Origin of the sequence: Buttiauxella warmboldiae (assembly GCF_003818135.1) — a bacterium.
Classification (GTDB): Bacteria; Pseudomonadota; Gammaproteobacteria; order Enterobacterales; family Enterobacteriaceae; genus Buttiauxella; species Buttiauxella warmboldiae.
This window is the reverse complement of the sequence record NZ_RPOH01000001.1, coordinates 1-21,119: the sequence shown is the minus strand read 5'-3', so window position 1 is coordinate 21,119 and position 21,119 is coordinate 1. Positions and strand designations below refer to the sequence as shown.

At 47.9% G+C, this 21,119-nt stretch carries 22 protein-coding genes; 16 read left to right on the top strand and 6 right to left on the bottom strand.

The window, feature by feature from the left end; translation table 11 throughout:
* Positions 1-6: 6 nt before the first annotated feature.
* Complete coding sequence (kbl, locus tag EHN07_RS00110) at positions 7-1,203, bottom strand: glycine C-acetyltransferase (RefSeq protein ID WP_124022200.1); 1,197 nt, start codon at positions 1,201-1,203, stop codon at positions 7-9.
* Between the two features lie 215 nt (positions 1,204-1,418).
* On the opposite strand from kbl, the gene rfaD reads away from it, so the two are divergent.
* The 6 genes from rfaD to EHN07_RS00080 are packed head-to-tail and all read left to right on the top strand — an operon-like array spanning position 1,419 to position 7,975.
* Positions 1,419-2,351, top strand: a complete 933-nt coding sequence (rfaD, locus tag EHN07_RS00105) for an ADP-glyceromanno-heptose 6-epimerase (RefSeq protein WP_124022199.1) — start codon at positions 1,419-1,421, stop codon at positions 2,349-2,351.
* 16 nt (positions 2,352-2,367) lie between these two features.
* Positions 2,368-3,429: an ADP-heptose--LPS heptosyltransferase RfaF gene (gene rfaF, locus EHN07_RS00100; RefSeq protein ID WP_124022198.1), complete on the top strand. Its 1,062-nt coding sequence runs from the start codon at positions 2,368-2,370 to the stop codon at positions 3,427-3,429.
* Positions 3,417-4,382 (top strand): lipopolysaccharide heptosyltransferase RfaC, encoded by a 966-nt coding sequence (gene rfaC, locus EHN07_RS00095; protein WP_124022197.1) that lies wholly within the window; start codon positions 3,417-3,419, stop codon positions 4,380-4,382. Before rfaF ends, rfaC begins: the two co-directional genes overlap by 13 nt.
* On the top strand, positions 4,382-5,551 hold the full coding sequence (locus tag EHN07_RS00090) for a glycosyltransferase (RefSeq protein ID WP_124022196.1): 1,170 nt from the start codon (positions 4,382-4,384) through the stop codon (positions 5,549-5,551). The genes rfaC and EHN07_RS00090 overlap by 1 nt, the downstream gene beginning before the upstream one ends.
* Positions 5,544-6,812 carry an O-antigen ligase family protein gene (locus EHN07_RS00085; RefSeq protein ID WP_244202330.1) on the top strand — a complete coding sequence of 423 codons (1,269 nt, stop codon included), beginning with the start codon at positions 5,544-5,546 and terminating at the stop codon, positions 6,810-6,812. The genes EHN07_RS00090 and EHN07_RS00085 overlap by 8 nt, the downstream gene beginning before the upstream one ends.
* A gap of 17 nt (positions 6,813-6,829) precedes the next feature.
* Complete coding sequence (locus EHN07_RS00080) at positions 6,830-7,975, top strand: glycosyltransferase (RefSeq protein ID WP_244202329.1); 1,146 nt, start codon at positions 6,830-6,832, stop codon at positions 7,973-7,975.
* On the opposite strand, the gene EHN07_RS00075 is transcribed toward EHN07_RS00080, so the two are convergent.
* Positions 7,965-8,936, bottom strand: coding sequence for a polysaccharide deacetylase family protein (locus EHN07_RS00075; RefSeq protein ID WP_124022195.1), 972 nt, complete (start codon positions 8,934-8,936; stop codon positions 7,965-7,967). The genes EHN07_RS00080 and EHN07_RS00075 overlap by 11 nt on opposite strands.
* A gap of 112 nt (positions 8,937-9,048) precedes the next feature.
* Between EHN07_RS00075 and rfaQ the strand changes: the two genes are divergently transcribed.
* From rfaQ to coaD, 7 genes are all read left to right on the top strand, one after another.
* The gene (gene rfaQ, locus EHN07_RS00070; RefSeq protein ID WP_124022194.1) at positions 9,049-10,125 is read left to right on the top strand and encodes a putative lipopolysaccharide heptosyltransferase III; all 1,077 of its coding nucleotides are present in this window, start codon (positions 9,049-9,051) and stop codon (positions 10,123-10,125) included.
* Entirely contained in the window at positions 10,122-11,249 is a 1,128-nt protein-coding gene (locus EHN07_RS00065) for a glycosyltransferase family 4 protein (protein ID WP_124022193.1), read from the top strand. The genes rfaQ and EHN07_RS00065 overlap by 4 nt, the downstream gene beginning before the upstream one ends.
* Positions 11,250-11,251: 2 nt before the next feature.
* The gene (locus tag EHN07_RS00060; protein ID WP_124022192.1) at positions 11,252-12,358 is read left to right on the top strand and encodes a glycosyltransferase; all 1,107 of its coding nucleotides are present in this window, start codon (positions 11,252-11,254) and stop codon (positions 12,356-12,358) included.
* Positions 12,359-12,581: 223 nt separating this feature from the next.
* Entirely contained in the window at positions 12,582-13,694 is a 1,113-nt protein-coding gene (locus EHN07_RS00055; protein WP_124022191.1) for a glycosyltransferase family 9 protein, read from the top strand.
* Between the two features lie 88 nt (positions 13,695-13,782).
* Positions 13,783-15,057, top strand: a complete 1,275-nt coding sequence (gene waaA / locus EHN07_RS00050) for a lipid IV(A) 3-deoxy-D-manno-octulosonic acid transferase (protein ID WP_124022190.1) — start codon at positions 13,783-13,785, stop codon at positions 15,055-15,057.
* Positions 15,057-15,833: a glycosyltransferase family 2 protein gene (locus tag EHN07_RS00045; protein ID WP_124022189.1), complete on the top strand. Its 777-nt coding sequence runs from the start codon at positions 15,057-15,059 to the stop codon at positions 15,831-15,833. The genes waaA and EHN07_RS00045 overlap by 1 nt, the downstream gene beginning before the upstream one ends.
* Positions 15,830-16,324 carry a pantetheine-phosphate adenylyltransferase gene (gene coaD, locus EHN07_RS00040; RefSeq protein ID WP_124022188.1) on the top strand — a complete coding sequence of 165 codons (495 nt, stop codon included), beginning with the start codon at positions 15,830-15,832 and terminating at the stop codon, positions 16,322-16,324. The genes EHN07_RS00045 and coaD overlap by 4 nt, the downstream gene beginning before the upstream one ends.
* A gap of 3 nt (positions 16,325-16,327) precedes the next feature.
* On the opposite strand, the gene mutM is transcribed toward coaD, so the two are convergent.
* The 4 genes from mutM to radC form a co-directional block, all read right to left on the bottom strand.
* A complete protein-coding gene (gene mutM / locus EHN07_RS00035) occupies positions 16,328-17,137 on the bottom strand; it encodes a bifunctional DNA-formamidopyrimidine glycosylase/DNA-(apurinic or apyrimidinic site) lyase (protein WP_124022187.1) in 810 nt (269 codons plus the stop codon).
* A gap of 71 nt (positions 17,138-17,208) precedes the next feature.
* Positions 17,209-17,376 carry a 50S ribosomal protein L33 gene (rpmG, locus tag EHN07_RS00030; protein ID WP_002208990.1) on the bottom strand — a complete coding sequence of 56 codons (168 nt, stop codon included), beginning with the start codon at positions 17,374-17,376 and terminating at the stop codon, positions 17,209-17,211.
* Positions 17,377-17,389: 13 nt separating this feature from the next.
* Complete coding sequence (rpmB, locus tag EHN07_RS00025; protein ID WP_034461465.1) at positions 17,390-17,626, bottom strand: 50S ribosomal protein L28; 237 nt, start codon at positions 17,624-17,626, stop codon at positions 17,390-17,392.
* Positions 17,627-17,842: 216 nt separating this feature from the next.
* Positions 17,843-18,520 carry a RadC family protein gene (radC, locus tag EHN07_RS00020; protein WP_208646960.1) on the bottom strand — a complete coding sequence of 226 codons (678 nt, stop codon included), beginning with the start codon at positions 18,518-18,520 and terminating at the stop codon, positions 17,843-17,845.
* Between the two features lie 164 nt (positions 18,521-18,684).
* Here radC and coaBC point away from each other — a divergent pair, with 164 nt between their 5' ends.
* The 3 genes from coaBC to slmA all read left to right on the top strand — a co-directional run bounded on the left by coaBC (position 18,685) and on the right by slmA (position 21,050).
* Positions 18,685-19,896 (top strand): bifunctional phosphopantothenoylcysteine decarboxylase/phosphopantothenate--cysteine ligase CoaBC, encoded by a 1,212-nt coding sequence (coaBC, locus tag EHN07_RS00015; RefSeq protein WP_124022251.1) that lies wholly within the window; start codon positions 18,685-18,687, stop codon positions 19,894-19,896.
* Positions 19,874-20,332 (top strand): dUTP diphosphatase, encoded by a 459-nt coding sequence (dut, locus tag EHN07_RS00010; RefSeq protein ID WP_167467250.1) that lies wholly within the window; start codon positions 19,874-19,876, stop codon positions 20,330-20,332. The genes coaBC and dut overlap by 23 nt, the downstream gene beginning before the upstream one ends.
* A gap of 121 nt (positions 20,333-20,453) precedes the next feature.
* Positions 20,454-21,050, top strand: a complete 597-nt coding sequence (gene slmA / locus EHN07_RS00005) for a nucleoid occlusion factor SlmA (RefSeq protein WP_124022186.1) — start codon at positions 20,454-20,456, stop codon at positions 21,048-21,050.
* Positions 21,051-21,119 lie beyond the last annotated feature (69 nt).

Genomic DNA, 21,119 nt, shown 5'->3' with positions numbered 1-21,119 from the left:
GCTCCCTCAGGCGATAACGCCCAACTGTTTACCGATACGCGTAAATGCGTCAACCGCACGTTCAATTTGCTCAGCCGTGTGAGCCGCAGACATCTGCGTACGAATGCGCGCCTGCCCTTTTGGTACTACCGGGAAGAAGAACCCAGTGACATAAATGCCTTCTTTTTGCAGTTCACGCGCAAAGTTCTGTGCCACAACCGCTTCACCTAACATCACAGGGATGATGGCGTGATCTGCACCCGCCAGGGTAAAGCCAGCGGCGGACATTTTCTCGCGGAACAAACTCGCGTTAGCCCACAGACGAGCACGAATATCAGCGCCGGTTTCCAGCATTTCCAGAACTTTGATCGATGCAGAAACGATAGCCGGAGCCAGAGAGTTAGAGAACAGATACGGGCGCGAGCGCTGGCGCAGCCACTCAATCACTTCTTTACGACCAGCGGTGTAGCCGCCGGAAGCACCACCAAGCGCTTTGCCTAACGTACCGGTAATGATGTCGACACGATCCATCACAGCGCAATATTCATGCGTACCGCGACCATTCTCACCCACGAAACCTACCGCATGAGAATCATCAACCATCACCAGTGCGTCATACTTATCAGCCAGATCGCAAACGCCATTCAGGTTGGCAATCACGCCATCCATTGAGAACACGCCATCGGTGGCGATCATGATATGACGAGCGCCGGCGGCACGCGCCTCTTTCAGGCGAGCTTCGAGCTCCTGCATATCGTTATTTGCGTAGCGATAGCGCTGTGCTTTACACAGGCGTACGCCATCGATAATGGAGGCGTGATTCAGGGCATCGGAGATAATCGCATCTTCCGGGCCAAGCAGCGTTTCGAACAGGCCGCCGTTGGCATCAAAGCAGGAAGAATAAAGAATGGCGTCTTCCATACCAAGGAAGCCTGCCAGTTTGCCTTCCAGCTCTTTATGACTGTCCTGGGTACCACAGATGAAACGCACGGAAGCCATCCCAAAACCGTGTTTGTCCATGCCCTGTTTTGCAGCATTGATAAGCTCAGGGTGGTTTGCAAGACCGAGGTAGTTATTGGCGCAGAAGTTAATGACATGGCTGCCGTCAGCGACGGTAATATCTGCCTGCTGAGCAGAAGTAATAATACGTTCTTCTTTAAACAACCCTTCCGCGCGAGCGGTTTCAAGTTGGGCTGTTAACTGTTGGTAAAAATCTCCGCGCATTGCGATTCTCCAGGCATGGCTAATTTCGGCACATATTACCCAAACCATGGCCTGGAGACGAGATGACGCTTCAATGAAATTGAAATTTGCAGCATAAATCACGAGACAGAGAAACTTCCTCTGATTAGGCGGGTCCACGAATGTAATGGTATGATAAGAGCCATTAGCGCGTGAGGTATCGTGCCTTACGGCCCTCTTTTTTAAGGTTTTCGCTTATGATTATTGTCACCGGCGGTGCTGGCTTTATTGGCAGCAACATCATTAAATCCCTGAATGATATCGGCCTTACGGATATCCTGGTGGTGGATAACCTGAAGGATGGCACCAAGTTCGCCAACCTCGTGGATTTGAACATTGCCGACTACATGGATAAAGAAGACTTCTTAATCCAGATTATGGCGGGGGAAGAGTTCGGCGATATTGAAGCCATCTTCCATGAAGGCGCCTGTTCCTCCACTACCGAGTGGGACGGCAAGTACATGATGGATAATAACTATCAGTACTCCAAAGAAGTGCTGCATTACTGCCTGGAACATGAAATTCCGTTCCTGTATGCCTCTTCCGCTGCGACCTACGGCGGCCGCAATAGCGACTTCATCGAGTCTCGCGAATACGAGCAGCCGCTAAACGTTTACGGCTACTCCAAATTCCTGTTCGACGAATATGTACGCCAGATCCTGCCTGAAGCTAACTCCCAGATTACCGGTTTCCGTTACTTCAACGTCTACGGGCCACGCGAAGGCCACAAAGGCAGCATGGCGAGCGTTGCGTTCCATCTGAACACCCAGTTGAACAACGGCGAAAATCCAAAACTGTTTGCAGGCAGCGATAGCTTTAAGCGCGACTTCATTTACGTGGGTGATGTTGCAGCGGTTAACCTGTGGTTCTGGCAGAACGGTGTCTCCGGTATTTATAACTGCGGTACCGGTCGTGCGGAATCCTTCCAGGCCGTTGCTGACGCAGCCCTGGCATTCCATAAAAAAGGCAGCATTGAGTACATTCCGTTCCCGGAAAAGCTCAAAGGCCGCTATCAGGCATTTACTCAGGCCGATTTGACCAACCTGCGTGCTGCGGGCTACGACAAGCCATTTAAAACTGTCGCCGAAGGCGTGACAGAATATATGGCCTGGCTGAACCGTGACGCATAAGCAGGTAGCCTGACGCATGAAAATACTGGTGATTGGCCCGTCATGGGTGGGCGACATGATGATGTCGCAAAGTCTCTATCGCACGCTCAAGGCGCGCTATCCCCAGGCAATCATTGATGTGATGGCCCCGGCCTGGTGCCGTCCATTGCTGTCACGTATGCCGGAAGTTAACGAGGCGCTGGCCATGCCTCTTGGGCATGGAGCCCTGGAGATTGGCGAGCGCCGCCGTCTTGGGCACGCTTTGCGCGAGCAGCGTTACGATCGGGCCTACGTGCTGCCAAACTCATTTAAATCGGCGCTGGTTCCTTTCTTTGCCACTATCCCACAGCGTACCGGCTGGCGCGGCGAAATGCGCTACGGATTACTCAACGATGTGCGCGTTCTGGATAAGCAGGCCTGGCCATTAATGGTTGAACGTTATATCGCTTTGGCCTATGAAAAAGGTGCAATGCACTCGGCAAAAGACCTCCCACAACCGTTACTGTGGCCTCAGCTACAGGTTAACGAAGGGGAAAAGGTTCAGGCGTGTAGCGCCTTTAGTCTTAATGCACAGCGCCCGATAATTGGTTTTTGCCCTGGCGCTGAATTCGGCCCGGCTAAACGCTGGCCGCATTATCACTACGCAACCCTTGCCGCTAAGCTCATTGATGAAGGCTACCAGGTTGTGTTGTTTGGCTCAGCGAAAGACAAAGAAGCCGGGAACGATATTGTCGCAGCATTAACCACCCAGCAGCAGGCTCATTGCCGCAACCTGGCGGGTGATACTGAACTTGAGCAAGCCGTGATTTTACTTGCTGCATGCCAGGCTGTAGTGAGCAATGATTCAGGTTTGATGCACATTGCCGCCGCGTTAAATCGCCCACTGGTTGCGCTGTATGGCCCAAGCAGCCCGGACTTTACCCCGCCGCTTTCCCACAAAGCACGAGTTATTCGCTTGATCAGCGGCTACCATAAAGTGCGCAAAGGGGATGGGGCGGAAGGCTATCACCAAAGCCTGATTGATATTACGCCCGAGCGCGTTATGGATGAGCTGAGCGCTCTGCTGCTGGCTGAGAAGGAAGCGTCATGCGGGTATTGATCGTTAAAACATCATCAATGGGTGATGTCCTGCATACCTTGCCCGCGCTAACGGATGCAATGCAGGCTATTCCTGGTATCCGCTTTGACTGGGTAGTGGAAGAAGGTTTTGCGCAAATTCCATCCTGGCACCCGGCTGTTGATAAAGTGCTTCCCGTTGCGATTCGCCGCTGGCGTAAAAGCTGGTTTTCAGCACCGGTAAAAGCCGAGCGCAAAGCGTTTTATCAGGCATTAAGAGCTGAAAATTACGATCTCATTATTGATGCGCAGGGCCTTATTAAAAGTGCTGCATTAGTGACGCGAAAAGCTTGCGGAATTAAGCATGGTATGGACTGGAGCAGCGCTCGTGAGCCACTAGCCAGCTTGTTCTACAACTGTCGGCATTCCATCGCAAAGCAGCAACATGCGGTGGAGCGTACGCGGGAGTTATTTGCTAAAAGTTTGGGATACAAAAAACCTGTTCAGCAAGGAGACTATTCCATTGCCAGCCACTTCCTCCCCGTACAGGCTTCCTGCGACAGCACACCGTATGTAGTATTCCTTCATGCTACTACGCGCGATGATAAACATTGGCCTGAAACTCACTGGCGTGAACTTATTGGGCTAATGCAACATACTGGATTACGGGTACGTCTCCCTTGGGGGGCTGAGCATGAAAAACAGCGCGCACAACGTTTAGCTCATGGACTTGAGTATGTTGAAGTTCTACCGCGGATGAGTCTGGAAAATATTGCAAACCAATTAGCCAGTGCTGCCTATATTATCTCAGTCGATACTGGCTTAAGCCACCTATCAGCAGCATTAAACAAATCAAATATTACCCTTTACGGCCCAACAGATCCTGGCTTGATTGGCGGCTACGGAAAAAATCAACATATTCTTCTTTCACCCTCTGGCATGATGAAAGATATTGAACCTACTCGCGTGGCATCGTTTATTGCCGGAGACTTTTAATGCGCAAGATTCATATAATCAACCTGGAGAAAATGGGTGGGGTTGAACGATTATTTCTACAGTACATCCATCACATAACAGCATCTGAAGATGAAATTTTCTGCATCAGTAACCAAATAGGTCCTGAAATAGCGTGTAATCTTATCAATAAAAAGGTGACTTTCGTTAATCGAATGTTAAACAATTTACCAGTAAAATACCCTTCATTTTTGCGCAAATACGCCTTGCAAAGTAAAGTATGGCTGGCAAAAGCGGATGCTATTATTGTCTGGGATTTGGTTCCTGGTTTTGTTGGTAAACCCTCGAGGGGTGATGTGATTTATTACGATCACGGATGCTCATGGCGCTATCCTCATAACGTGAAAACGCTTGACTTTTTTTCTCTTCTAAATGGCTGTATCTCTGCCTCACATGCTTCACGCCGAGTGATGGAACTACGATTTGATCTGAAGTGCCCAATGCAAACAGTGATCAATCGTATCCTGCCCCCGCAAAATATCTTTTACGGTCAAAAAACCCTGAACTCACCTTTACGCCTTGGCGTTGCAGCTAGACTTGTAGGATTAAAAGGTATTAGCGTGGCGTTACTGACGCTACAAACGCTCACTAAACGTGGCATCGACGCAGTGCTGGATATTGCAGGAAAAGGGCCCGATGAAGAAAAATTTCGAGATTTGGCACAACGTTTGAATATTACAGATCGCGTTAATTTTCTCGGATTTCAGGCCGACTTAAGCGGTTTTTTCAACCGTATACATATTTATCTAAGCACCCCGGTAACGGAGCCCTTTGGGCTTTCATGTATGGAAGCATTGTTCTACGGAATACCTGTTGTGTTCCCATACATTGATGGCCAACCTGAAGTTGTTAAAGACGGCGTCTGCGGAGTCGGTGTCCTACCGAATGTAACGCCAGAGGAACATCAGGCGTTAACGAATGTTGATATCAACTTTCCGTATAAAATATATTCTCCGCAACAAAATAAACTTGTTCCACCAATGCTGATGTCGCATGAAGCAACAGCGGATGCTGTGCAAAAAATAGCTAACAATGAGAGTGAATATCTGCGTTATCGAAGTAATGCATTTGAATATGTCTCTACTCATTTTGATTACAAAGATTTCGTACAAGAGTTCAATAATAAAATTTCAGGTATCGTCGATGCTTAATTTAAAGCAATTAGATAAAGGTAAAACTTTCAACCAACTGCTGTTTATTGCTCTTTTTTGCATGTTGGGCTCACAATATTACTTGGTTTTTGACTCAGTCCATGCACGAAAAATTTTCTACGCAATGGGATATTTAACTATTATTTTGGCGATAGTGTTCCACAGCCAATTTTTACGTCCTTTTCGCAATAAATCACTAACCTTTTCCATTCTCTTCCTGGCATTAAGTTTTATTGTCTGGGCAATGTTTTTCAAACAAGAAAGCCCCTTTCATGATGTATATAACGGTTATGGAACCTCTGGGCGTATCTTACTCATGTTTGGTATCCTGACCTTCATCTACTCCAATGCTAAACCTCACAGCAAGCCATTTTTACTAGATTTGGTGTTTATCATTGGTGGTCTCGCTGCAAACTTATATGCTATCTATCAATATAACCAGTTACATCTCGCAAGAATTGAACTCAGTTTTGACCGTGCGACTATGGCAGCCTATGTTCTTACGGTCCTTGATATTTTGATGCTCCATGCTGTTCTTAACCACCATGGCTGGAAAAGATACGCATTATTTGTACTGGCAATTTGCTTCAGTTTTAGTGCAATTGTTTTTTCCGGAACCCGCGCAGCTATTATCAGCTATCCTGTTCTATGTCTCGTCCTGTCCTTTACCCATAGAGAAGTCAACAAAACCCATTTGATAAAGCTGATAGGATGTTTTATCGCTCTCTGTATTGCCATTGGATTTATTTTTAAACAACCCCTACAACAAAGAATCAATGCTCTCATTTATGATATATCTGTATTTCAGGCTCAAAACAGTAAGACCTCTGTTGGTGCACGCTTTGCCATGGTAGATGCAGGTTTCCAGGCGGGTTTACAGGCACCCCTAGGACAGTCCGCAGAGCGCCGAGGTAGTGAAATACAAGAAATAACGAAAAAGAATGTTGCCCTGACTGGTGCTGACACTTTCTTAAATGTTCATATGCATAATGAACTGATAGATAACTTTTCTCTCAGAGGCGTTGTCGGCGTTATTGCTGTATTGATGCTATATGCATCCCTCATTTGGTGCTCATGGAAAAATCGCAACCCAGCTTTGTTTGTGATCACCTTAAGCATGATGATCTATGGACTAAGTGATGTAATATTTTTCAGCCGGGAGGGGACGTTGACCTATGTAATTTCAATTCTGACAGCGATGACTTTCCTAAATATTCAAAGCTTGCCATCGAGTCCACTTACTGGAAATGATCGGCGCTAGTTTTTACGCTACAGCATATGAAACTGGCGGTGACATTTACTCGTCATCGTCAGAATATGGATCTTAATATGAACATAAATAAAATTATTATCATTGGTTATGAACTGAGTGGCTTAGGGGGAATGGAGACTGTATGTCAAAAACTAGTCAACCTCCTACGGACCCAAAAATCAAATATTGATATTTCATTTGTATTTATTAAAGAAGGAAACAATCCAGTCAATGATGACTGGCTCAAAAACGATCGTAGGCAACGTATTATCTCATCAGTAAAAAACACAAAAATACGTCGACTCTGTTTCGCTAACTCACTGCGTAAAATTATCCGGAAAGAAAGACCAGACCTTATTCTGGCACTCGATACCCTTTCCTGCTTCATCAGCAATGTTGCAAGAAAATGTACATCACATAAACCGGTTATTTACTCCTGGCTACATTTTTCAACCCATAACCTATACAAAGCTAAATATGTTCTGTACGCGGATTATCATCTTTCTATCAGCACGGAGATAAGCCAACAATTGAATAAAATGGGTGTCAGGAACGACCGTATTGCAACTATTTTTAATCCGGTATCCCGCGTTGCAGGCGTCATACCTAGACCGCAAACCGGATGCAGCTTTCTGTACGTCGGCCGAGTAATCGCCGATGGACAGAAAAATATGCGGGGGCTGTTTGAAGCCCTGGCGCAGGTGCAAGGTGAGTGGCAGTTGGAAATTGTCGGTAGCGGACAAGATAACTCTCAATTACAAGAGCTAGCACTACGGCTTGGTATCGCCAATAACATTCACTGGCATGGTTGGCAAACCCAGCCATGGCAGTTTATTCGCGAGCATTTTCGCAGTGTGACTTGCCTGGTCATGACATCCCACTTTGAGGGTTTTGGCATGGTACTGGCAGAAGCCAGTGCAAATGGAGTTTACGCAGTGAGTTCTGACTGCAAAACCGGCCCGGCTGATATTATCAAGAAAGGTATCAACGGTAATTTGTACCCCCTGGATAAACCCGAACAGCTGGTTTCATTGCTTCAGGATATCGTCGATGGAAAATCTCTTCCGCCAGGAGAAGAGATTCAACACGCTATCGAAGATTTTTATGAAGATAATTATATATTACAAGTTATTAGTGCGTTGCTATTCGCGGAAAACCAAATTAGACATTGAAAGATGTGGTGACTTTTTCCTGGTAATACTCGGCAAGTGTCATCCCACGCACGCGAGGTTGTAGCCATGCGAATAGCTCTTCCAGTTCACAATATAGCTGTTCGATATCTTTGTCTGTCTTAAACGTCGGGCTTCCGCCCGGCATATATTCCGACGAGTGAAGCATGTATTCCACGTAATCACTCCCGCTAGACAAAACTTGCTCAACCACACGCTGCATAGAGGTAATGTTTCCACCCATTGGGCGTAGCCAATGCACTGATGGAGAACGAGATTTACCTCTGAGTTTATCGTAACCCTGTTTTATTTTGTTCATTAGTGCCGAATGCTTGTACTGAATACTCATCGGAACTTGAAGCAACGGTGAGTTGCCCTCACGACCGATGTCATTAATGTCCATAAAGTAAGCATGGGTCGGAAAATCTCGATAATTGGTACCTCCCTTACCGGCAGGTACACCCTTTGCACCACGCCAGTCTACTCTAGGCGTGACGGAACAATCGACCAGGTAGCCTTCTTCAAGAAGTAATGCGGCATAACGTTCATCAAACGCCCAACGACCAGCACGATGGCTGACCATTTTCTTCTGGAAAGTATCTTCCAACAATTGCGTCATAAAACTGACTTTCTCTTTCATAACCTTATCCGGGTATTCAATCAGATACGGCTTATGCAGCCAGTCGTCATCTGTCAGCGTAGAAAGTGGCGGACTGTTCCATGCATGTAAATGCATGCCGACTTCTGCAGTATTTCTCGCAATTACATCTCTGGCAAATTCAATGTAAAAAGGATCAACAACCATCTCATAATTGGTCAGATAAACCGGCTTGAATCCATATTTCTCACATAACGCCTGAAATCGTGGGAGATAACGCGCATTTTCCGTCGTAATACAGTCGTGCTTTTGCCAAAGATTATCGCCTTCAGTGTCGATAGTTATGAGAAATGCTGGCTTTGCCATCAGAAATTACCTCAACCTTTTTACATCATGCCATGTTAGAGCAAGACAACTCTTCTCTCAATCCATCCGATCCCCTAAAATCAGGAGCTAAAACTCCGGCGATGAGCTAAGTATGACCTTTAACGAACCTTCTTTAGCACAGATAAAGCCCTCCCGAATTCTGGTTATTAAATTACGCCATCATGGTGATATGCTATTGATAACCCCTCTAATAACGGAGCTAAAACAACGCTACCCCGAGGCCCGTATTGATGTGCTCCTGTATGAAGAAACCCGGGAAATACTCGCGGCTAATCCGGAGATTCATCAAATTTATGGCATCGATCGTCGTTGGAAAAAACAGGGGGCGAGGTATCACCTGGGTCAAGAATGGAAACTGCTATATCGTTTACAACAGCAGCGTTACGATCTTGTGGTGAATCTGGCCGATCAATGGCGCAGTGCAATCGTAACGATATTAACCGGTGCATCTACACGTATTGGTTTTGCTTTCCCCAAAAGAAAACACCCATTCTGGCGACTCTGCCATACATATCTCGTTTCTACCCTGGATCATTCGACGAAGCATACTGTTGAACAAAATCTTTCTGCATTAACACCTCTGGGCATTCATGCCTATGGTACGCCCACGACCATGAACTATACCGAAGCAGATTGGAGCCAATGCCAGAGCCTGATTCCCGAAAAAATACAAAAAAAATACGTTGTGGTTCAGCCAACTTCACGCTGGTTTTTTAAATGTTGGCGTGAAGAGAAAATGAGCGAAGTTATCGATGCTCTGTCAGGGATGGGATTACATGTGATCCTTACATCTGGCCCAGATACCAAAGAATGCGAGATGGTAGATACTATTATCTCCGGCTGTTCAACCCCTGATATTACATCTCTGGCAGGCAAACTTACTCTCCCGCAGCTCGCGGCGCTTATCGATCATGCTCGCCTTTTCATCGGCGTGGATTCCGTTCCAATGCACATATCAGCGGCACTTCAGACACCACTAATAGCCTTATTTGGACCATCGAAGCTAGTGTTCTGGCATCCTTGGCAAGCACAAGGTGAGGTTATCTGGGCTGGTGACTTTGGTCCACTTCCCGCCCCTGATGACATTGATACTAATACCAATGAACGTTATCTGGATTTGATCCCTACCGATACGGTCATCGATGCTGCCAGAAGGTTACTTGCATGAAAAAATACCGCTTAGCACTGGTAAGACAAAAATACCGTCCCGATGGAGGGGCTGAGCGCTTCGTGTCTCGAGCATTAGAGGCACTGGACGCACATGACCTCGAACTCAATGTTATTACTCGCCAATGGCAAGGCCCAGTTAAACCTGAATGGAATATTCATATTTGCGACCCTCTAAAATGGGGAAGAATTAGCCGCGAGCACGGTTTTGCGCGGGCAGCAAGAATGCTTTGGCAAGAACAGAAATTCGATTTGGTCCAAAGCCACGAACGCATTGCTGGTTGCGACATATATCGCGCGGGAGACGGTGTTCACAGCTGTTGGCTCGAACAGCGCCGCCGTATTCTACCGAGCTGGAAAGGAAAGATGCTGTCGAGCGATCGCTACCATCGCTACGTCATGAACGCCGAAAAGGAGATGTACAACTCACCAGAGCTTAAGGCCGTGATTTGTAATGCCGAAATGGTAAAAAAGGAGATAATCGAAACTTTCGGCGTACCCACAAAAAAAATCACGGTGATATATAATGCGGTGGATAACCAACGATTTTTCCCACCAACAGCCGCACAATTGTTCACTCTACGACAAAAGTGGCAGATACCACCAGAGGCAAGCTGTTTTGTGTTTGTCGGATCGGGGTTTGAACGCAAAGGACTGGCTGCTGCTATCAAGGCAATAGCACCAACGAACCGGCATCTCATCGTTGTAGGAAAAGATAAAGATCAGAAGAGCTATCAGGCCCTGGCTCGAACGTTATACTGCGAAGATCGTATCCATTTCTTCGGTATGCAGCAGGAAACGCTGCCTTTCTATCAAATGGCCGATGGGTTATTATTGCCAACGATCTACGATCCCTTCCCAAATGTTATTCTTGAAGCAATGGCCTGTGGCCTTCCCGTCATTACTTCTACACGCTGCGGTGGTGCAGAGTTCATCACTAATGGCCAAAACGGATATGTCTGTGACTCTCTTGATATCTCTGCGCTACAACAGGCAATAATGGCTCTGCCCGCAAGAGCACTGGGCTCTTCTGAAGGACTGCATGCCCGAGAACGCATTATGCCCTTTACATCAGCAACCCTTTCGACGCAGCTCATTTCCCTTTACCAACAGATCATGGGGTAAAAATGAAAATCCTTTTTATTATTGATGGGTTACCCGGTGGAGGTGCGGAAAAGGTAGTGTTAACACTTGCCGAGAATTTTATTCGCGAAGGCGATAGCGTATCACTCTTTTCCTTACGTGATGTTTGCCACTACCCATTGCCTGACGGGTTGGATTATCAGGTTATCAAAGACCAGTGTCGTGCTCCCTGGCGCAAACTGACTGAACTTTCGCGTCGCGCGGCGCAACTTGATAGGGCGGTAAATGAAGCAGAAAAAAGTGCCCCATTCGATTTAGTATTATCAAATTTGCACAAAACAGATCGTATTGTGGCACGAAGTAAAACAATGAAGCACCGTAACCTTTGGTTCTGTCTGCATGGCGTTTTTTCTTCGTCTTATCTAGGGCATCGCACAGGTTTCAGCCGCTGGCTAAAACAACAAAAAATTAAACGCATTTATCAACAGCGAAACATTGTTACTGTTTCAGATGCAGTTGGTCGAGATCTGGTTAATGAATTTACCGTTCAACCAGCCCAGCTAAGAACCATTTATAATCCTTTTGATTTCTCCGCGATCCTTCAAAACGCGCAAGCCCCCTGCGATATGGCGGGCCAAGATTATATTATTCACGTTGGGCGCTTTCATCCCAGTAAACGCCACGACCGTCTTATTAAGGCCTACGCAGACAGTGATATTCAAGCACCCCTTGTGCTGCTAGGGCAAGGTAAACCTGAACAAGAAAACAGACTTCGATCGCTTGCAGCAGAGCTAAACATAGGTGACCGAGTCATTTTCAAAGGGTTTCAGGCAAACCCCTGGGCCTGGATAAAAAATGCTCGTCTGTTGGTTGTGAGTTCAGATAGCGAAGGATTTGGCAACGTATTAGTCGAAGCATTGTTACTAGGTACCCCTGTTGTCAGCACTTGCTGCCCCGGTGGTCCGGCCGAAATTATGACAGGCCCGCTGGCTCGGGGGCTGTGTAACCTAAATAGTCATGCCCTGGCTCAGGCCATGCAAAGCATTTATGATAACCCACCAGAGATAACGCAAGGCTCACTCCAGCGCTTCAGCGTACAAGAAATCTGTGCGCAATATCGCCAATTATATAAAAATAATCCAATAAATTGATTGACTTACATATACTGTATGAAAATACCTCCCATTAAGGGTTGTCACTACAATGTATAACTGCGAGATCCATTTTTTCGACTGTGATCTCTGTTCTTTGATATGGCGTAATACACAGGCTCCTCTGCTACGTTGCCTGATAGACCAGGTTACACGTAGACTTGGTATTTATTACCCTTAGGCTATCATTCATTGCATTACGACTAACTAATTGCGGATCAGTATGAGTAAACTAACAAAACAAGTCATTGCAGGTATTTTTCTTCATTTGTGGAAGCTGACTGGCTATCGTGTCCAAAAAATCACTCAATTTGCTGATAGTGATAATTTAAAAAATATCGCGATATTTTCCACCACCGCACTTGGTGATTTTTTAATCAATACTCCAGCCATACGAGCAATCAAAATGCGTTGGCCTGAAGCAAAAATTATTCTGGTTATGAATCAACGTAATAAATTGCTGGCGGAAGATAGTGAGATATTCAATGAGGTTTTATACTGGAATGGTAAAGCGAATGGTGTTGTGAGCCTTGTCAAAATACTTCGTAAACACTGTATTGATGCAACCTTTCTCCTACATTCACGTTCACCATACGATATTGTTACCGCATCAATGGCACGTTCACCAATAATCCTAAAAGATGTTTACTATAATGATTATCTTGGACGTGATCGTTTTTATTTGGACAACTTTCTTTCTGCACATTACGACAATCGAATTAAAGGAAATCTACATTTGATTCGCCAAAAAACAGAGCTTCTTGAGTCGGTGGGAATAAAAACACCCTCCCTTGAGATGTTTATTCCTATCCCGTTTACGGTAGAGAAAACGCAGCAGTGTATTATCGGTATTCATGCAGGCGCTTCATCTCAAGAACGCTGTTGGCCTGCTCAAAATTTCACGCAGTTAATCCAGCACATCATGGCAAAATACCCTGCTATTGAGATTCGCTTAATCGGTGGGCCAGGAGAACAAGATCTAAATAAAAAAATCATTGATGGGCTGGAAGGGGATTTTCATCAGGTTACAAATTTAGCAGGGAAAACTAATCTTAAGCAATTAGTTGAAAACGTTGCTTCATTTGCCTGCCTGGTTGTCGGAGATACAGGGCCTTATCATGTGGCAATAGCTACCAGAACTCCAGTTATTGGTTTATTAGCAACTCAAATGCACGTAGACGGTGTAAACCCTCTGCAGGATCAAGAAAAACACTTTATTATCAAAGCAAAAGATGAAGAAAAAGGCATTGTAACAATCCCAATAAATGATGTTTTTGTCGCCATTGAATGCTGCATTGCCACAATGCCATCATTCAACAAAATGATGGGCAACTGAGATTTCCTGAATATCACCAAAACAATAGCTTTACGCCTCCTGAATGCTTAGAATTTGCCCGCCGCTAATGAAAATACGGAAAATTCGCTTGGAATCGTTGTATACCGCTCTGTTCTACCTTATTCAGCCGTTTGTATGGCTGCGACTGTTACTCCGTAGCCGCAAAGCTCCTGCGTACCGTAAACGCTGGGCGGAACGCTACGGCTATTGCCGTGGAAAAGTGGAGCCCGGAGGTATTCTTCTGCATTCAGTTTCCGTAGGCGAGACGCTGGCGGCCATTCCGTTAGTTCGCGCCCTGCGCCATCGCTACCCAACCATTCCGATTACCGTCACCACCATGACGCCAACAGGATCGGAACGCGCTGAATCGGCTTTTGGGCAAAACGTGCATCACGTCTATTTGCCCTACGATCTCCCTTGCGCCATGAAACGCTTCTTTAATACCGTGCGCCCTAAACTGGTTATCGTGATGGAAACCGAATTGTGGCCCAATATGATCAACGAGTTATATCAACGTAAAATCCCGTTGGTGATTGCTAACGCTCGCCTTTCAGCCCGCTCGGCAAAAGGCTATAAGAAGCTGGGTCGTTTTACCCAGCGCTTGCTGAGTAAAATCACGCTGATTGCTGCACAAAATGAAGAAGACGGCAGCCGTTTCATCGAACTGGGTCTGAAACGCTCGCAATTGACGGTTACCGGCAGCCTGAAATTTGATATCTCCGTGACTCCAGAACTCGCTGCCCGTGCAATAACACTGCGCCGTCAGTGGGCGCCGCATCGCAAAGTGTGGATTGCCACCAGCACTCACGACGGCGAAGAGAGCATTATTCTGGATGCTCACCGCCAGCTGCTGGCCACATTCCCTGATTTACTGTTAATTCTGGTCCCACGCCATCCTGAGCGCTTTAAAGACGCACGGGATATGGCTCGGAAAGGTGGTTTCAGTTACATCATGCGCAGCAGTGGCGAAAAGCCCTCCAGCAGTACCCAGGTCGTAATTGGCGATACTATGGGCGAGCTGATGATGTTATACGGCATTGCCGACCTCGCCTTTGTGGGCGGCAGCCTGGTGGAACGTGGGGGCCATAATCCACTGGAGCCTTCCGCGCACGCTATTCCCGTTTTAATGGGGCCACACACCTTCAACTTCAAAGACATATGCGCCAGATTACAGAATGCAGATGGGCTGATTACCGTTACGGATGCCGGCTCGCTGGTTAACGAGATAACAACCCTGCTAACCGATGAAGATTATCGCCTGTACTATGGCCGTCATGCCGTAGAAGTGCTGCATCAGAATCAGGGCGCACTACAACGCTTGCTACAATTACTGCAACCGTACCTTCCGCAGCGGAGTCATTAATGGCCAACCGTTTGTCCGTCGTGATGATCGCTAAAAATGCAGCAGACGTATTGCCAGAATGCCTGGCGTCAGTCTCATGGGCAGATGAGGTGGTGTTGCTGGATTCCGGAAGTACCGATTCTACCGTCGAGATAGCCCTTCAGGCAGGTGCGAAAGTTTTCATTAATGAAGACTGGCAGGGTTTTGGCAAACAACGTCAGCTCGCACAGAGCTACGCCAGCCACGATTATATTTTGATGATCGATACCGATGAGCGCGTCACACCAGAGCTGGCAAGCATGCTTAAATCGGTGTTAGAAAACCCTCAGGCTGATGCTGTTTACAGTATCGCGCGTCGCAACCTGTTCCTTGGCCGTTTTATGCGCCATAGCGGCTGGTATCCGGATCGTGTGACTCGCCTCTATGCCCGCTCGCGCTATCGCTATAATGACAATCAGGTTCATGAATCTCTCGATGCCGCAGGGGCAAGAGTGATCCCGCTTCAGGGGGATCTACTTCATTTAACCTGTCGCGACTTCGCAAGCTTCCAGCGCAAACAGTTAAATTATGCGACAGCCTGGGCGCAAGAACGCCACCAGCGTGGCAAGCGAGTCTCTATGGCGGGCATTTTCGGTCATACGGTTGGCGCATTTTGTAAAACGCTGCTATTACGTGCCGGTTTTCTTGATGGGAAACAGGGCTGGCTGCTGGCTGTGGTCAACGCACAGTATACGTTTAACAAGTACGCTGAACTTTGGGCACTGAATCAAGGCTATACGGAAACCAAACCTTTATGACCACCCGAGCAATCTATCCAGGAACTTTCGATCCTATGACTAACGGTCATCTGGACATCGTGACGCGCGCAGCGATGATGTTCGACACCCTGATTCTGGCGATTGCAAATAGCCCGCATAAAAAAACCCTGTTCACGCTGGAAGAGAGGGTGCAGCTCGCACAAGCTGTGACAGCTCATTTGCCTAATATTGAGGTGGTTGGATTCAGCGATTTGATGGCGAATTTTGCCAACGCTCAACAGGCTAACGTTCTGGTCAGGGGCTTACGCACCGCGGCAGATTTTGAGTATGAGATGCAGCTGGCCCATATGAACCGCCACTTAATGCCGGAGCTGGAAAGCGTGTTCCTGATGCCGTCGAAAGAGTGGTCTTTTGTCTCTTCGTCGCTGGTGAAAGAAGTTGCCCGCCATCATGGCGATGTGGCGCACTTCCTGCCTGAACCGGTATGCAAAGCCTTACTGGATAAGCTCAAGCAGGAAGCGGAACAATAAAACTCAATGCTGGCAATGGCGGCAGTAAAACGTGCTGCGTTGCCCATGCTTGCTGATAACAACTGGCGCACCACAAACCCGGCAAGGCTCGCCTGCCCGTCCATAAACCTGAAGCTCCTGAGCAAAATACCCCGGTTTACCATCTGATTGCAGAAAGTCCTTCAGCGTTGTGCCGCCTTGCTCAATGGATCGTAGCAGAACCGCTTTGATGGTTTTAACCAGCAATTCACACTCCGTTTGCGAGAGTGACTGAGCGGAGCGATCGGGATGAATACCGGCCGCAAATAGCGATTCGCTGGCATAAATATTACCGACGCCCACCACCAGCTTGTTATCCATCAGCCAGGGCTTAATCGCGGTTTTCTTTTTCGCGGATTTTTCACGCAAATAATCAGCCGAAAACGCCTCGCTCAAAGGCTCCGGACCAAGATGTGCCAGCACATTGCTGCCTGCCAGCTCTTTTGCCCACAGCCAGGCACCAAAGCGACGCGGATCGGTGTAACGCAATACTTTACCGTTGCTCATCACCAAATCAACGTGGTCGTGTTTTTCCGCCGGATAATCTTCAGGAAGAATGCGCAGGCTACCGGACATACCGAGGTGGATGATAATCCAGCCATCGGGAAGTTCGAGCAGCAGATATTTAGCGCGGCGCTGCACGCTTAAAACGGGTTTATCACTCAGAGCATGGATTTCATCAGAGACAGGCCAGCGCAACCGGCCGTTGCGCACAACAGCATGCAGGATAGTTTCGCCGACCAGATGCGGCTCAATACCACGACGGCTGGTTTCTACTTCAGGTAACTCAGGCATCTCTCCTCCCACTCCCGGCCTAAAACAAAAAAACCCCGCCTAAGCGAGGTTTTTCATCAAAGTCACTAAAATTATTTAATTTTAGCTTCTTTGTACAGTACGTGTTGACGGACAACTGGATCGAACTTTTTCAGTTCCAGTTTTTCCGGCTTAGTACGCTTGTTCTTCGTAGTGGTATAGAAGTGACCAGTACCAGCAGAAGAAACCAGCTTGATCTTCTCGCGAACACCTTTAGCCATGACTTAATTCCTCTTAGTACTTCTCGCCACGGGTACGCATATCGGCCAGGACCGTTTCGATACCCTTCTTATCAATTACACGCATACCTTTAGCAGATACACGCAGTGTGACAAAACGCTTCTCGCTCTCAACCCAAAAACGGTGAGAGTGCAGGTTCGGCAGGAAACGGCGTTTGGTCGCGTTCATTGCGTGGGAACGGTTATTACCGGTCACCGGACGCTTGCCAGTAACTTGGCAGACTCGGGACATGTCTATTCTCCAAAAATCAAATTAGCTCGAGCTTCGTATAGGGTTATGGCGCCTCGTCAGGCCGCAAGCCTGGTCCCTGGCGGTTCAATGTGAACCACAGTGCCAGGCGCATAATGCCAAAACCCGAGATTCTCAAAGGTGGCGTAGTATACGCTGCATAACGCATGTGCTCAAGTCCCGAACAGACAAAGATCCCTAAGGATCGCGCAATTCGGTCTAAATCCACCCACGTTCGGCAAAAGAAACGTACTCTCCACGGCCAATAACAAGGTGATCGAGCACGCGGATATCCATAAACAGGCAAGCTTTTACGATGCGCTCGGTAATCACGCGATCGGCTTTGCTCGGTTCGGCTCGACCAGACGGGTGATTATGCGCGAGTATTAACGCCGCTGCATTGGATTTCATCGCTTCACGCACAATTTCTCTTGGATGCACCTCTACATGGTTCAATGTTCCCGAAAACATCGGGCAATGTTTAATCACCCGGTGCTGGTTATCGAGAAAAATCACCATAAAGATCTCGCGTTCTACGGTCGTCAGCTGGCTGTGAATAAATTCCCTGACGGCATCAGGCCCCATGAGAGCCAGCTCTTCAACGCCACGCGAATAGTAGTAACGCCTTGCCAGCTCAGCAATAGCGTTCAACTGCGAGTATTTTGCGTCGCCAATCCCCTTCACATTTTTAAACTGCGAGTAGTCAGCCGACAGCAGCCGGCTTAATGAACCAAACTGTTGCAGCAGGCTTTGTGCAAACACTAATACATTCATATTCTGGCCACCGGTACGTAAAAAAATCGCCAGTAATTCCACATCCGATAATGAGCTGGCGCCAAATTTCAGCAGCTTTTCGCGCGGCATACTCGCTCGATTGAACTCAATCCTCTTCTTCATCAGAACCTCCTTGCGCTTCGTCATCATTCATTGTGCACAACCCGGCAAGCGCAAACGACAGGCAGATATTGAGCCTGCGGCAGGCCTCGCAAACGACAAAAAGTCGATCACGAATGAGTGTGGTAAAATAGCCAGATAACTGTGACTTCTGGTGGAAAATCATGATGGGGCTTGCTGGCAAAAAAATTGTTCTGGGCGTGAGCGGCGGTATCGCTGCCTATAAAACACCAGAACTGGTGCGCCGTCTGCGAGAACGCGGGGCTGAGGTTCGGGTAGCCATGACGGAGGCCGCCAAAGCCTTTATTACGCCGCTGAGTTTACAAGCCGTGTCAGGTTACCCAGTGTCAGACAGCTTGTTAGATCCCGCAGCAGAAGCGGCGATGGGGCATATCGAATTAGGGAAATGGGCCGATTTAGTTATCCTGGCTCCTGCTACCGCCGATTTAATCGCCCGTATTACCACCGGGATGGCGAACGACCTGGTAAGCACCATTTGTCTGGCCACGCCGTCCCCGGTTGCTGTCGTACCTGCCATGAACCAGCAGATGTATCGGGCAACGGCAACCCAACATAATCTTGACGTTCTCGGCGCACGCGGCTTATTGATCTGGGGTCCGGACAGCGGCAGTCAGGCCTGTGGTGATGTTGGCCCTGGCCGTATGCTTGATCCCCTGACGATTGTGGAGAGGACCGCGCAACATTTTACTGTCATTAAAGATCTGCAACATCTTAATGTCATGATTACCGCAGGCCCTACGCGCGAACGCTTGGATCCGGTTCGTTACATCACTAACGATAGCTCGGGGAAAATGGGTTATGCGATTGCGGCGGCGGCGGCGGCACGCGGGGCAAACGTAACGTTAATTTCTGGCCCTGTTTCGTTGCCAGCTCCTGCGGGGGTTAAACGTATTGATGTCACTACGGCTCTGGAAATGGAGGCGGCGGTTCAGCAACATGTCCAGCAGCAGCACATTTTCATTGGCTGCGCGGCGGTGGCAGACTATCGAGCCGCTACGGTAGCTGAGGAAAAAATCAAAAAACAAGGCGATGAAATCACTATAAAAATGATAAAAAACCCCGATATTGTCGCCGGGGTCGCCGCGCGGTTAACTCATCGTCCTTACGTTGTTGGGTTTGCCGCCGAAACAAATAATGTGGAAGAATACGCCCGTAAAAAACGTATCAGTAAAAATCTCGATCTGATTTGTGCGAACGATGTCTCACAAACGGGCCAGGGGTTTAACAGCGACAACAATGCACTGCACCTTTTCTGGCAGGAAGGAGATAAAGTCTTACCGCTTGAGCGTAAAGAACTCCTTGGCCATCTTTTACTGAATGAGATAGTGACCCGTTATGATGAAAAAAATCGACGTTAAGATTCTGGACCCCCGCGTTGGCCAACAGTTCCCGCTGCCGACTTATGCAACTTCCGGCTCGGCGGGTCTTGACCTGCGTGCCTGTCTGGATGAGGCCATAGAGCTTGCACCTGGTGTCACCAAGCTGATACCAACCGGACTGGCTATACATATCGCCGATCCCTCTCTGGCAGCGGTTATTCTGCCTCGTTCAGGACTTGGCCATAAGCATGGCGTAGTGTTAGGTAACCTCGTTGGTCTGATAGACTCCGATTACCAGGGTCAGTTAATGGTTTCCGTGTGGAACCGCGGACAAGATTGCTTCACTATCGAACCCGGCGAACGCATTGCCCAAATGGTATTTGTCCCCGTGGTGCAGGCCGAATTCAATCTGGTGGAAGATTTCGATTCAAGCGACCGTGGCGAAGGTGGCTTCGGTCATTCAGGGCGCCAGTAACTTCATTTCTTAGACGTAACCCCGCAGCGTAAAAAATGTGAACAAACCGCAAACGTTAAGTTTGCGAGCGCTGCGTGGCTACTTGCCTGACAAGTGCTTTATTTCAGGGGTATTTTAGAACATGGCAGAAAAACAAACCGCGAAACGGAATCGTCGCGAGGAAATACTTCAGTCTCTGGCCCAAATGCTTGAATCCAGTGATGGAAGCCAACGCATCACCACCGCCAAGCTCGCGGCGACGGTTGGCGTTTCCGAAGCTGCGCTGTATCGACACTTTCCCAGCAAAACGAAAATGTTCGACAGCCTTATCGAATTTATTGAAGACAGCCTGATTACCCGCATCAATCTCATTTTGAAAGATGAGAAAGATACACACGCCCGTTTACGCCTGATTGTTCTGTTGATTCTGGGTTTTGGTGAGCGCAATCCAGGCCTCACCCGCATTCTCACCGGTCACGCGTTGATGTTTGAACAAGATCGCCTGCAGGATCGCATCAATCAGCTCTTTGAACGTATCGAAGTGCAGTTGCGACAGGTTATGCGCGAAAAGAAGATGCGTGAAGGCGAAGGGTTCAGTACCGATGAGTCATTACTGGCAAGCCAGCTTCTGGCCTTCTGTGAGGGGACGTTATCGCGCTTTGTGCGCAGTGAGTTCCGCTATCTACCTACCGGCGATTTTGACACCCGCTGGCCGCTGGTTGCCTCCCAGCTGCGTTAATCGAAAAGGGTCTGGGATTGCTGACAAAGAAGGAAAAGCGTGGTTTTTCCTTCTTTGTGGCGCATTGAT